We start from the raw sequence: 13,352 nt of genomic DNA on the forward strand, positions 1-13,352 counted from the left end.
TGTTATCGGCGTAACACGTTTAATCTGCCAATTGAGGGAAAAATTTATGTATACCAATATAAATTGCCATACTCACAATTACGCCATCCAACGCAGAAATCGAGCTTATTGTAAATAAATCAAAAAAATCTGGGGAGGTTAATAGGCTCACAATACTACCAAGTGACCAAGATATAGCCGCCACCACATTCAAGAATGAAGCCTCTGATACACTTTTCTGCAAACGAGAGGACTTAATAAAATAATATTCGACGAGATAGACACCCGCGATAGGAGAAATAAGGACACCAAGCAGTGACAAGAATTGGGTAAAATTATTAATCATACCGTTATATGCCAACAGCAACCCGGCAATAGCCATTAGCACAACCAATACCGGCCGTGATAGCGCACGAATAACAACGGATAACCCCAATGATGCAGAAACAAGGTTGGTACTATTTGTTGTCCACTGGGCAAAAATAAGCACCACAATTGCAGACATTCCCAAGCCAATACTGAAAAACACTTCAACTAAATCTTCTGTACCAACCAGATGAGTCAGGATGAGCGCAACGACTATTGTTGAGCTATTGCCCAAAAAGAAGCCTAATCCAGCACCGAGAAGTGCATCTTTACGCGTTTTCGCATAGCGCGCGATATCCGGTGACATCACAGCAGAGACTATCCAGATAGAAACAACATAAGAGATAGCGCTTCCCATACTAATTGGCGCTTTAATTATTGGAATAGGTATTTCTGGGTGATTATTTGCGGCTAAAACTAAACCTGTAATTATCAATATCAGCATTAATGGCACGCTGAATATACTCAGTTTTCCCAATGCCCTGACACCCCAAATAGCAGTAGAGGTCATCAGTACCATACCGAAAACCAAAATAAGAAAACGTCCTGGTTCTAATTGGTAATGTAGCAGTGCTTTTTGCAGCATTACACCAAAAAAGTCGAGTTGAAAAGCAAACCAACCAATCAATGAAACTGCGGAGAAAATACCGATAATCTTTCCACCGAGGCGTCCAAAAACGGAGATACTCAGGAGCGTTGTTGATAAGCCACATCCATAGCCGACGTTAGCACATAATGCTGCTAGCACGCCAAGAAAGGCAGAACCGATAAGTGTAGCGCTAATGGCCTGAGAAAAAGGCAGACCACCGCTTAAGAAAGCACCAAGAAATAGACCTGAGATATCGATCCCCATTGCCAGCCATATTAACGCGATGACATACCAGCTTTTTCTGGCTTCGGCAGGAACAGGTTCGTATTCGTAATCATAAATTTGCCGTCCCTGTTGTTCTTTTTCAGGTACAGCATTCCCTTGAGACATAACTCCTCCATTAAATAAGCAGCAAATAATTTTGTATCGTTGTGATATTTTATAGAGGTTGCCTGACGGCGTATAGAACAATGGTGTCGTCAGCGAGCTAACAACACCATTGTGCTTATGAGAGACCCTGATGTGACGCATAAACCACGATTTTTTGTGGCGACCACATCAATAATGTGGCGTAACGACAAGATAAATGGGTTTCATATCGATTAATACAGATATATTTTGATGTTAACATTCAGATATGTAATGTATGCGAAGGAAATGCTATGCGCTTAGATAAACTGGAGATCCGCTGGTTAAAGCTTTTTTGCAAAATTGTTGAAAAACAAGGAATTACAAATGCTCAAGTCGCAACAGGTTTAAGTCAGCCGGTATTAAGTCACTATCTGTCTCGCCTGGAGGATACGCTTGGGCTTGTTTTGTGTGAGCGTGGACGTGGGGGGTTTGCTCTCACAACGGAAGGCGAAGTGGTGTATCAGGAAGCCAAATCTGTCATTGCCACGTTGGACGATTTCGCCAATCGATTGGCAAGTATAAAACACCAACTTATTGGTAAAGCTCGGATTGGTTGCCTGGATAATACCGTCACTCACCCAGATAAAGTCATTTCTAACGCTATCGGCAAATTGTACGACCAAAGCCCTGATGTCGCAGTAGAACTCGAGATCGGTGACTATACCCCGTTAATGGAGCGTCTAAAAAACGGTCACCTTGATATCATTCTAAGCGTCTTACCAGATGATGTTCCAATCGACATCCATTTCCAGCCAGTTTTCGTTGAAAAAAGCCATTTTTATTGCGCGTCTGAACACGGTGAACGAATAGAAAGAGAATGGCATGAGGGTACACTCAACCCTAACAGACTGCTCATCGGTGGACATGCGCTACACGAAATTAGTAAGCAGTTAGGGCCTGTTGCAAAGAAAGGTTTGCAGGACACAGCATGGAATGTAGAAGCGAGTTTACTGCTCCTGTTGGCAGGAACACACATTGGTTTTCTTCCTGATCACTATGCAGCCCCTTGGGTTGAGAAAGGGAAACTCACCGCAATTGCGCCAGAGCGTTTAAAATTAACCAGCATCTTTTATCTGGTCCGAAATGCAAAACAGCGCCTTAGCCCGGTAGCCGAAGCGCTGTGGAATAATATGGTGGAAGCCGGGCAAAGCTCGCTGGCCGGACTTGATATCACAACCTCAAGCTGTAGCTAATGGCGTTGGATGATGATCGGCTTTTCTGAGCAACATCATCAGATAAATCATCGCAACTGCGGCGATTAGCACAAACAGTAATTGATCGGAATAACTCTGCATCAATACTGCTGCAACGCTTGGTCCACAAAGACTGCCAAGCGTGTAGCTGAGGAGCAGCGCTTGATTCATCGCTACCAGTTCGTCAGGACGTACTTTTTCACATGCCCATGACATGGCAACGGGATATAACGTAAATCCTGCGCATCCCAACAGGAACAGAGATGGTGCCATGGCGTAGTGGCTAATACTCAACATGGCAATGCAGCCGATAATCACCACGAAGACTAACACCCGCAAAACCAATAGCCGACCATAACGATCGGCCATGCGTCCGACAGGCCATTGGCCGACAATGCCTGAACTAATCAGGAGTGCCATCCAGTACCCAACCTGTGCATCATTCATTCCCTGATGGGAGAGAAATAGCGGCATCAGGCCATACAACGAACCTAAAATTGCGCCAGAAATAATACAGCCATGTACACCTAAACGCGCGCTACGATACGTTAGCATTTTCCACATATTGACATGCTTTTCGTGCTGCTCTGGCGGCGTAGGAAGACGAGTAAACAGCAGTGGTAATACAGCCAGAATAACTAACGCGACCATCCATGGCAGCACGCTCAACAATGACGTAGGCAACACACCAAGCAAGAGTTGTCCAATCACGCTGCCAAGGTAGTAAGCAATCATATAAGCAGCCAGCAGTTGCCCTCTCTGCGTCGGCGTTCCACTACATAACAAGGCACTTTCGACCACAACCCAGATCAATGCGCAACCTATCCCAGCAAGAAAACGCCAGAATAACCAACTGCCAATATCCGCAGAAATACCGAGACCAACGATCGCGATACCAAATAATAAAGCCGCAAAATAATAGCTACGGTTAAAGCCATAAAGTTTGATTAATTTACCCGCTAATAGCGTTCCAACCAGATTGCCGCCGAAATAGGATGAACCAACGAGGCCAACTTGCCAGACAGGAAGAGACTGATAACTCAGCCAAAGTGGGACCAAAGTATTTAATACCGCAATACAAACCGTCAGCAGCAGAAGTCCGCAGAGCAATAACAGCACTGGGCGTGAATAAGCAGACATAGCGAAGTGGATAACCAAACAACCGGAGAAGAGTGAGCGCATCATGCCACTGCGTATATAAAAGTCAATCCAGGCAAAAAGTGCTAAAACGTCTTTCTCAAATTATGGATTGAAAGAATTAATCAATACTTGCAGAAGGAGCGTAGACTGTGAAAACAGAAGGTTACTACTGGACTGATTTTAAAGAGTTTTAAGCTTATAAATTAAGAAGATCTGACGGTATTAGGTCGAGGAAATACTTTTACGATGAAAAAATATTACCGAAGATATCACGTAAAAAAAGCGCCCTTAGGCGCTTTATTCAAATAACCGCGATTAGCCAATAAATTCCAGCCCGCCCATATAGGGACGCAGCACTTCAGGAATTTCAATGCGGCCATCAGCTTGCTGGTAGTTCTCCAGAACAGCGACCAGTGTACGACCAACCGCCAGGCCAGAACCGTTCAACGTGTGAACTAAACGAGTCTTTTTGTCAGACTTACTACGGCAGCGAGCCTGCATACGGCGTGCCTGGAAATCCCACATGTTTGAGCAGGAAGAGATTTCACGGTACGTGTCCTGCGCGGGTAACCAAACTTCCAGATCGTAAGTTTTGGTGGAGCCAAAGCCCATGTCGCCAGTGCACAGCAATACCTTGCGATAAGGTAATTTAAGCAGTTGCAGCACCGTTTCAGCGTGGGTCGTCAACTCTTCCAGCGCTTGCATGGAATCTTCAGGACGGACGATTTGTACCAGTTCAACCTTGTCAAACTGGTGCATACGAATCAATCCACGCGTATCACGACCATATGACCCCGCTTCTGAACGGAAGCAAGGCGTGTGTGCGGTCATTTTCAACGGTAAAGATTCTTCATCCAAAATCTCGTCACGAACCAAATTGGTCAGCGGAACTTCAGCCGTCGGAATCAACGCATATTGGCTGCTTTCCGCTTCTTCGCTTAACGGATTGGTGTGGAACAGATCTTCACCAAACTTAGGTAACTGCCCTGTCCCGTATAACGTGGCGTGGTTTACCAGATAAGGCACATACGCTTCCTGATAACCATGCTGTTGTGTATGCAAATCCAGCATAAACTGGGCAAGTACACGATGCAGACGAGCAATCTGTCCTTTCATCACGACAAAACGCGCACCCGTTAATTTCACTGCGGCAGCAAAATCCAGTCCGTCAGCCATCTCGCCGAGTTCAACATGATCGCGCACGGCGAAATCATACTTACGCGGCTCACCCCAACGGGTAACTTCTTTGTTCTGCGTGTCATCTTTCCCAAGCGGCACAGAGTCGTCCGGCAGGTTCGGGATCGTTAACGCCAGATCGCGAATTTCATTCTGCAACTGATCCAGCTCGGCTTTCGCGGCATCCAGTTTTTCGCCTAATGTGTTAACTTCTCGACGCAAAGGCTCGATATCCTCACCGCGTGCTTTCGCTGCACCAATCTCTTTCGATCGGGAGTTACGCTCTGCCTGCAGGTTTTCGGTTTCTACCTGCAATACTTTACGACGTTCTTCCTGCTTACGCAGGGTCTCAACATCCAGCTTAAAGCCTCTGCGAGCCAGTAACTTTTCGGCGACTGCGTCTAGCTCATTACGCAGTAAATTGGGATCGAGCATGCTAATCCTGTGCTTATGATTATCAAATGAAATGGTGGCGTACACGGCACGCTACGCGGCCGGTTTCAGAAAATACCGCAATAACCTTACCGCAACGCTTAGTTCAACGGTAGCGTTTTGTCGGGCTATTTTGATCCTGAGCAGCAAGCCAGGCGAGCTTTTCGCCAATTTTACCCTCAAGGCCGCGTGAGGTTGGCGCATAATAGTGCGTATCCGCCATTTCTGGCGGAAAATAACTCTCGCCAGCCGCATAGGCATTGGGTTCATTGTGCGCGTAGCGATACTCTGCTCCTAGCCCCATTTCCTTCATCAATCGGGTAGGCGCGTTGCGCAAATGCTCGGGAACATCATAGTCTGGCTTCTCGCGGGCATCCTGCATCGCTGCTTTGAAAGCGCTATATACGGCGTTGCTTTTTGGGGCACAGGCCAGATAAACAATCGCCTGCGCGATGGCACGTTCCCCTTCTGCCGGGCCAACGCGAGTGAAGCAATCCCAAGCTGAAATCGCCACCTGCATCGCTCGTGGATCGGCGTTACCGACATCTTCCGACGCAATTGCCAACAGTCGTCGGGCAACATATAACGGATCGCCACCGGCAGTGATGATTCGGGCGTACCAATAGAGTGCCGCATCTGGTGCGGAGCCTCTTACCGATTTATGCAAGGCTGAAATCAGGTCGTAATAGCGGTCGCCCTTGTTATCGAAGCGGGCACTGCGTTCACCAGCGATTTCGTTGAGGAGTGCTGACGTCAGAACGCGCATACCCTGCGCATCAATTTCCGCCATATCCGCCATCATTTCCAGGCTGTTCAGTGCACGCCTAGCATCGCCATTGACCAATTCGGCTAACATCCGTCCAGTCTCGGCAGGCAGAACAATATCCTGTCCACCATAGCCACGCTCGCTGTCGCTCATCGCCTGCAGCAATACCTGTTCGATATCTTCCGCCGTTAGCGCTTTCAGCAAATAAACACGAGCACGAGATAACAACGCGGAGTTAAGCTCAAAAGAAGGATTTTCCGTTGTCGCCCCGATGAAGGTGATCGTTCCATCTTCGATATGTGGCAAAAACGCATCCTGCTGACTTTTGTTGAAGCGATGAACTTCATCGACAAACAAAATGGTTCGTCGCCCCGCATTACGATTTTGTCGGGCACGCTCGATCGCTTCTCGAATTTCTTTGATGCCGGACGTCACGGCAGAAATGCGTTCAACATCAGCCTGTCCATAATGCCCAATCAGTTCTGCCAGCGTGGTTTTTCCCGTTCCTGGCGGCCCCCAAAGAATCATTGAGTGCAACTGCCCTGCTTCGATGGCTCGAGGCAACGGCTTACCAGCACCTAACAGGTGCTGTTGACCGATATATTGCGCCAACGTCGCTGGCCGCATACGTGCGGCCAGCGGTTGGAATTCGTTATGGGAAAAGTCCAGTGACAGGTTACTCACTCTGGCCTCACTGACGCTGGTCATCCAGCGTGACACCTTTCGGCGGTGTGAAAGTGAATTGCGCAGCATCCACCGCGCCATTTTGCTGGTTCTTCAGCACATAAGTGCTCCGCTGCCCATCCTGTTCCGTTGCGGTAAACTGCTTGATAGTGCCGTTTGTCGTCACATTAATCGCAAACTGCTTCAGATTGCCGCTCGCTGACTTCGGCGTAAGTTCAAAATCATCGCCTTTCTGACGCACGTCATATTTATTCCAGTCGCTGGTATCATTACGCGTAATCAGAATGAACGGCGTATTTCCCGTTGCATCTTTCAACCAGGTTGCAGTGACTTGTTCAACAAATGGGTTGTAGAACCAAAGTGTTTTACCGTCAGAAATCAATGCACTCTCATCAGGCGATGTGGTTTTCCAGTTAAATAAGTTAGGGCGTTTCAGCCACAGCTCGCCTTCCCCTTCCTGCACCGCTGCGCCATCGGCACTGGTTACTTTCTGGCTGAAGTTTGCATGGAAACTGTTTACTTTATTGAGGCGACCCTGCAAATCTTTTGCCGCGTCCGCATAGACAGCGGTTGAGGTAACACCGGCAATCAGACAACTGATAGCTAACCACTTTTTCATACGCATAATCCTTTGAATTTCTAAATATAACGTGCCTTCTTCTAGCAAGGTCAGGCGCTTTACACCGCGCTCACGTTATTCGTAGATCTATGTTATCTGAACCCACTCGAGCGGTGATAGGTGAATTATCTGCTTATTGCCGCTTTTACGCTTCTTTGCATTAAGGGCTGCTCACGCAGCCCTTATGAAGGAGTGACGTCAATCAATACAGCGTTCTATTCCATTGATGGCGGTGCCAAGACCTCGCGGTTACCATTATGCCCTGGAGAACTCACAATGCCCTGCGCTTCCATTTGCTCAACGATTCGCGCTGCACGGTTATAGCCAATTCGGAACTGGCGCTGTACGCCGGAGATGGAAGCACGACGCTTATCGACCACAAACTCTACGGCTTGATCGAACAAAGGATCGAGTTCTTCATCACCATCAAGACCGAGGCTTCCACCTTCAGCGTCATCACCACCGCTGATAATATTATCGATATATTGAGGTCGACCACGTGCTTTCCAATCCTGAACGACGGCGTGAACTTCCTCATCGCGCACAAAAGCACCGTGGACGCGGATAGGTATTGAGGAGTTGGGTGCCATATACAGCATATCCCCCATACCCAGAAGCGATTCCGCGCCGCCTTGATCGAGGATAGTTCGTGAGTCGATCTTGCTGGAAACGGTAAACGCAATTCGCGTCGGAATATTTGCTTTGATCAACCCGGTGATCACATCGACCGAAGGACGCTGTGTCGCCAGCACCAGGTGAATTCCCGCAGCACGCGCTTTCTGTGCCAGTCGGGCAATTAGTTCTTCAACCTTCTTACCCACCGCCATCATCAGGTCAGCAAATTCATCGACCATCACGACAATATACGGCAGTTTTTCCAACACGGGTGGCGTCATATCCATACTGTCGCCCGGCTTCCAGAACGGATCGGGAATCGGACGCCCCATCGAATTTGCCGTCATCACTCGTTCGTTGTATCCCGCCAGATTGCGCACGCCAAGCGCAGACATCAGCTTATAGCGACGCTCCATTTCACCGACACACCAGCGCAGCGCGTTTGCCGCATCCTTCATGTCGGTCACGACTTCCGTCAACAAATGCGGAATGCCTTCGTACACGGAGAGTTCCAGCATTTTCGGGTCGATCATGATAAAGCGCACGTCTTCTGGTGTTGCTTTATACAACATACTGATGATCATGGCGTTAACACCGACCGATTTACCCGACCCCGTCGTACCCGCAACCAGAAGGTGCGGCATTTTCGCTAAATCGGCAACGACGGGTTCACCAGCAATATCTTTCCCCAACACAATTGCCAGCGGCGAAGGATTATCGCGGAATGCGTCGCAGTCCAGCACTTCTCGCAGATAAACCGTCTGACGGTGTGCGTTCGGTAATTCCAGCCCAACGTACGGTCTACCGGGAATAACCTCGACGATACGTACGGCAACGACTGACAGTGAACGCGCCAAATCACGCGACAAATTCGAAATACGCGCCGCTTTAACACCCGGTGCCAGATCCAATTCAAACCGTGTGATTACTGGTCCAGGAGAGTGATCGACCACATCCGCTTTTACCCGGAAATCAGCCAAGCGCGCTTCAATCAGCCGGGCCGTTTGCTCCAGCGCGAAACTATCAACAGGCGCTTCGCTTGCTGGTGGCGGGGTCAACAAATCTAACGTTGGCAACGGCGTAGTCGGCTTCTGCAACGGTTGTTCATTACGCATCAGGAACGGATGAATCAGGCCATCCATTGCCGGATGATGCGCTGGAGCCGCTGCATTTTCCTGTCGCATAACATCAGCAGACGCAGGCGTCGATTGCACTGGCTGCTCAAACATCAACGGGTTACGTTCATCGTTTGCATCTTCATCTTCGCCAGCATGCATCGGCGGAAGATCGGGCTCAGTGTTACAGGCTGGCTGCGAATAGGTGGATTCGCTGAACGTACGCGGTTCAGGTTCAGGCTCACTCTCCGCGCTAAACGGTGAGAATGAAAAGGCGTTATGTGACACCACAGGGTTTGACTGAATCGGCTCTCGGGTTGCAGGTGATGCTATCGGAGCAGGAATTTCTTCATCGCGCTGCGACATGCTGTCGTCATAACGTGACTGCTGCTGTGCAGCGAAATCTCTGGCTAGCTGCGCTTGCAGAAGCGCATCCTCATCGTCTTCCTGTAACGGGTACTCATCACCGTAACGTTGACGCTGCTGGTCCAGATATGCCTGCTGCAATGCTGCTTCCTGCTGGGCGATGTCATCCGGCGTCTCTTCCTGATACTCCTCGCTCGTCAATTCCCTTTCTGCGCTGCCGTTTTGCGCCTGTAGCCTTGCTTGCTCTTCGGCCAGCCGCTGTGACGGCAACTTGATTCCATATGACGCCAGTTCACGGCGCGTAGGAATACGAACCGGATTAGGGCGCGGCAGTTCCGGCCCTACGCCGCGTTTAATCTGAGGATTATCATCCCCATCGGCACTGAACGCAGGCATAAAGGTGTTGTTTGCGCTGAAATCCGTATCTTGCGCAGGCTGTGGAGGTTCAGCAAATGGTTGAACCGCTGGAGACACGACGATCGGCGGTACAACACTATTTCCGTAGGGTGTATACGCACTGCTATGGGGATCAGGCGTGGCTACATTCACTGGCATCGCTGCAGGCGTTTCAGGAACCTCAAACGAATAGAGTGGCGGATTCAGCGACGGCGCTGTATCAATCGTTGATGGCATAACAGGAGGAACAATGCCAGATGCGGCCAAGTCAGGTAACGTTGACGCTACCGCTGGCGTTTCTGCCAGAAGAGCCGGTTGCGTAGCTACTGACGCGTTTTCGACAGAAGGTGATGGTTCTTGTTCTGCCCTATTATCTGTCGTCGTGCCGTTTATGGCATCAGCAACGGAAGGCGCAGAAAACAGGACATCATCGTCATCACGCTGTTGTGTTACCGCTTCACCTGATACTGCATCGTGCTGCACGTTGAGCGCATCACGTTCATCGTCCTCACGCTCGGTTTCTTCACGGTAGTCCTCATCGCGGCGCGAACGGTTTGACATAAATGTCAGACAGCCCAAAACACCGGCACCGATTTTCTCGGCAATGGTTAACCATGACCAGCCGGTAAACAGCGTTAACCCTGCGCCCCAAACACACAGCAGAATTAGCGTTGCTCCCATACTGTTGAAACGTGGGATCATTGAGCTGCTCAACAAACTTCCCAAGACACCGCCGGAAGCAAAATAGTAGAGATCGTCAATATTCAACGCAGCCAAACCACACGAGGTGAGGATCAGCGCCAATGTCCCAATCAGACGAAGTGAAAAGGTAAAATATTCAATAGATTGCTGGTTATCACGCTGGCGGAAAGCAACCCAGCACAGGGATAACATAATCGGCGGAATAGCATAGGCCAAAACGCCAAAAATAAAGAACAGCGTATCGGCTAACCAGGCACCCGCCACACCACCAAAGTTATGGATAGGCTCATGCCACGCCGTCTGTGACCAACTGGGATCCGAGGGGCTGAAACTGAGTAGTGCGACACTGAGATAAACCGCAAAAAGTGCCACAACGATTAAAATCGCTTCAAGCAAACGACGTGTTCCACCGAGTTTTTTCAGGGTAACGTCTTTATCTTCTGTATATTCCTGGCTCAAGAGTCTCTCCAGGGGCCTGTAAGGTTTATGACAAAGCGCCGAGAAAACCCGGCGCTGGGACTGTATAAATTCACAGGAGTGTAGCTGAATTTATCGGGTTTTGCATCCACACGTTTATCGCGTCTTAATGACCAGACGATTACTTTGCTTCACTTCTTCCATCACCACGTAAGTACGGGTGTCGTTTACACCCGGCAAACGCAGCAGCGTTTCGCCCAGGAGCTTACGGTAGGCGGACATGTCCGGCACTCGCGTTTTCAATAGGTAGTCAAAATCACCGGAAACCAGATGGCATTCCTGAATTTCTTCCAGCTTCTGCACCGCAGAGTTAAACTGTTCAAACACATCAGGCGCGCCGCGGTTTAGCGTTATTTCAACAAAAACCAGCAGTGACGCATCCAGATAATGCGGGTTTAGCAGCGCTGTATAGCCATTAATGAAACCCTGTCTTTCCAGACGACGCACACGTTCCAGACAAGGTGTTGGCGACAGCCCAACTCGCTTGGAAAGCTCGACATTGGAAATACGCCCATCTTTTTGCAATTCGTTCAGGATGTTACGATCAATACGATCGAGATCTTTTCCTGGCCGTTTTTTAGTGTCTACCATTATTATTGTCTCTCTTCACTTTTCCCTGCACACGCTTTACCCCGATAGACCTCATGTATCAGAGTTACCCTTAAAGAAGACACGCTGCCTATTTTGTATATCAACAGTCATTAACTTCTTATTCTCGCCCTACGCATGCTTACCCGCGAAGAAAGCCATCACGTCATATCCGTAGCCCAAAGGCCTACCTGCGCAAAAACGAATAAAAAGCCGAGCTTTTAACTGTTCACACACAAAAAATTTCCTCTTACCCAGATGTTTTCGCAAATGCACAGCCGATTGTCAAAGTAAAACAACGAAAATCAGAAGAAACTGCCAGATTGGATAAGCCAGAGCCATATGCCAAGATGACTTCAATCATTTTACTTATGAATGTGGCTGATTTTTCAGCGATTTGTCATCATCATCGTCATTAACGATTAAACAAATAGCCAGCAACTTTTCTGCATACTTTTTTTACTCCTGTAATTTCCTTACAATCGTTCCCATTGTTCGTGGTAGATATGTTCATCGTTATAAATTGTTCGTAGTAAGGCAGTCTGTTGTCGTAGGAACCATCCGTATGAGCATTATCCGCCGTCATGAAATGAGGAAAGCATGGGTACCGTTAAACATCACAAGTTATTGATTCTGGGTTCAGGCCCAGCTGGCTACACTGCCGCAGTTTATGCTGCACGGGCGAACTTACAGCCAGTATTAATCACTGGTATGGAAAAAGGCGGTCAGTTGACGACCACGACCGAAGTAGAAAACTGGCCGGGCGATGCCGATGATTTAACTGGCCCGCTTTTAATGGAGCGCATGCACGCACACGCGACCAAGTTCAACACTGAAGTGATCTTCGATCATATTGAGCGCGTTGATTTGCAGAACCGCCCATTCCGTTTATTCGGTGATAGCGATGAGTACACCTGTGACGCGCTGATTATCGCCACTGGCGCATCAGCGCGTTATCTTGGCCTGCCATCTGAAGACGCATTTAAAGGCAAAGGCGTTTCCGCCTGCGCAACCTGCGACGGGTTCTTCTACCGTAATCAGAAAGTCGCCGTTGTTGGCGGCGGGAATACCGCTGTAGAAGAAGCGTTGTATTTGTCTAACATCGCTGCGGAAGTGCACTTGATCCACCGCCGTGAGACGTTCCGTTCAGAAAAGATCCTGATCGACCGTCTGATGGACAAAGTTAAAAACGGTAACATCATCCTGCATACCAACCGTACGCTGGACGAAGTGCTGGGCGATGATATGGGCGTAACCGGTGTGCGCATCCGCGATACACAGAGCGATGCCGCAGAAGAACTGGAACTGGCTGGCGTCTTTATTGCTATCGGTCACAGCCCAAATACAGCCGTCTTCGGCGGTCAGTTGGAACTGGAAAACGGCTATATCAAAGTGCAATCCGGTATTCACGGCAATGCGACACAAACCAGCATTCCCGGTGTCTTTGCCGCAGGCGACGTGATGGACCATATCTACCGTCAGGCCATTACCTCTGCGGGTACAGGCTGTATGGCTGCACTGGATGCTGAACGTTACCTGGACGGACTGACCGTCAATAAGTAGTTCAATGCTGAAACGGAGCGGTAACTGCCGTTCCGTTTTCTTCCTTCCGACTTGCCTTCTGTAACACAAAAATTGATCGCCCCACCCATTTCCCCTCTCCTTTTCGTTTTCAGCGCGCCCCTCTCGCGGTAACATGGCGGCATTCTGCATAATAGAAGATAATTTTGTTACCCAA

9 protein-coding genes are annotated in these 13,352 nt (G+C 49.0%); 2 read left to right on the forward strand and 7 right to left on the reverse strand.

Going from position 1 to position 13,352, the window contains the following annotated elements:
* Window positions 1–19: 19 nt before the first annotated feature.
* Window positions 20–1,324 (reverse strand): cytosine permease, encoded by a 1,305-nt coding sequence (locus CLR69_RS06985; protein WP_129711451.1) that lies wholly within the window; start codon window positions 1,322–1,324, stop codon window positions 20–22.
* Window positions 1,325–1,596: 272 nt separating this feature from the next.
* On the opposite strand from CLR69_RS06985, the gene CLR69_RS06990 reads away from it, so the two are divergent.
* Window positions 1,597–2,538 carry a LysR family transcriptional regulator gene (locus tag CLR69_RS06990; RefSeq protein WP_129711452.1) on the forward strand — a complete coding sequence of 314 codons (942 nt, stop codon included), beginning with the start codon at window positions 1,597–1,599 and terminating at the stop codon, window positions 2,536–2,538.
* Here the strand turns inward: CLR69_RS06990 and CLR69_RS06995 are convergent.
* The 6 genes from CLR69_RS06995 to lrp form a co-directional block, all read right to left on the reverse strand.
* Window positions 2,524–3,678: an MFS transporter gene (locus CLR69_RS06995; protein WP_129711536.1), complete on the reverse strand. Its 1,155-nt coding sequence runs from the start codon at window positions 3,676–3,678 to the stop codon at window positions 2,524–2,526. The two genes, CLR69_RS06990 and CLR69_RS06995, sit on opposite strands and share 15 nt — an antisense overlap.
* Window positions 3,679–3,993: 315 nt before the next feature.
* Window positions 3,994–5,289: a serine--tRNA ligase gene (gene serS, locus CLR69_RS07000; RefSeq protein WP_129704450.1), complete on the reverse strand. Its 1,296-nt coding sequence runs from the start codon at window positions 5,287–5,289 to the stop codon at window positions 3,994–3,996.
* A 103-nt stretch (window positions 5,290–5,392) separates the two neighbouring features.
* Window positions 5,393–6,736, reverse strand: coding sequence for a replication-associated recombination protein A (locus CLR69_RS07005; RefSeq protein ID WP_129711537.1), 1,344 nt, complete (start codon window positions 6,734–6,736; stop codon window positions 5,393–5,395).
* Window positions 6,737–6,743: 7 nt separating this feature from the next.
* Window positions 6,744–7,355 (reverse strand): outer membrane lipoprotein periplasmic chaperone LolA, encoded by a 612-nt coding sequence (gene lolA / locus CLR69_RS07010; RefSeq protein ID WP_039489875.1) that lies wholly within the window; start codon window positions 7,353–7,355, stop codon window positions 6,744–6,746.
* A gap of 215 nt (window positions 7,356–7,570) precedes the next feature.
* Entirely contained in the window at window positions 7,571–11,008 is a 3,438-nt protein-coding gene (locus CLR69_RS07015) for a DNA translocase FtsK 4TM domain-containing protein (protein WP_129711453.1), read from the reverse strand.
* 114 nt (window positions 11,009–11,122) lie between these two features.
* Window positions 11,123–11,617, reverse strand: a complete 495-nt coding sequence (gene lrp, locus CLR69_RS07020) for a leucine-responsive transcriptional regulator Lrp (RefSeq protein ID WP_005967536.1) — start codon at window positions 11,615–11,617, stop codon at window positions 11,123–11,125.
* Window positions 11,618–12,214: 597 nt separating this feature from the next.
* Here lrp and trxB point away from each other — a divergent pair.
* Window positions 12,215–13,177: a thioredoxin-disulfide reductase gene (gene trxB, locus CLR69_RS07025; RefSeq protein ID WP_129704446.1), complete on the forward strand. Its 963-nt coding sequence runs from the start codon at window positions 12,215–12,217 to the stop codon at window positions 13,175–13,177.
* Window positions 13,178–13,352 lie beyond the last annotated feature (175 nt).

The organism is Pectobacterium zantedeschiae (assembly GCF_004137795.1).
Lineage (GTDB): Bacteria > Pseudomonadota > Gammaproteobacteria > Enterobacterales > Enterobacteriaceae > Pectobacterium > Pectobacterium zantedeschiae.

What these genes read in the sequence shown, in the direction of transcription:
- CLR69_RS06990 (WP_129711452.1), top strand. Translation starts at nt 1,597, where the DNA reads ATGCGCTTAGATAAACTGGAGATCCGCTGGTTAAAGCTTTTTTGCAAA.
- serS (WP_129704450.1), bottom strand. Translation starts at nt 5,289, where the DNA reads ATGCTCGATCCCAATTTACTGCGTAATGAGCTAGACGCAGTCGCCGAA.
- CLR69_RS06995 (WP_129711536.1), bottom strand. Translation starts at nt 3,678, where the DNA reads ATGTCTGCTTATTCACGCCCAGTGCTGTTATTGCTCTGCGGACTTCTG.
- lolA (WP_039489875.1), bottom strand. Translation starts at nt 7,355, where the DNA reads ATGAAAAAGTGGTTAGCTATCAGTTGTCTGATTGCCGGTGTTACCTCA.
- lrp (WP_005967536.1), bottom strand. Translation starts at nt 11,617, where the DNA reads ATGGTAGACACTAAAAAACGGCCAGGAAAAGATCTCGATCGTATTGAT.
- trxB (WP_129704446.1), top strand. Translation starts at nt 12,215, where the DNA reads ATGGGTACCGTTAAACATCACAAGTTATTGATTCTGGGTTCAGGCCCA.
- CLR69_RS06985 (WP_129711451.1), bottom strand. Translation starts at nt 1,324, where the DNA reads ATGTCTCAAGGGAATGCTGTACCTGAAAAAGAACAACAGGGACGGCAA.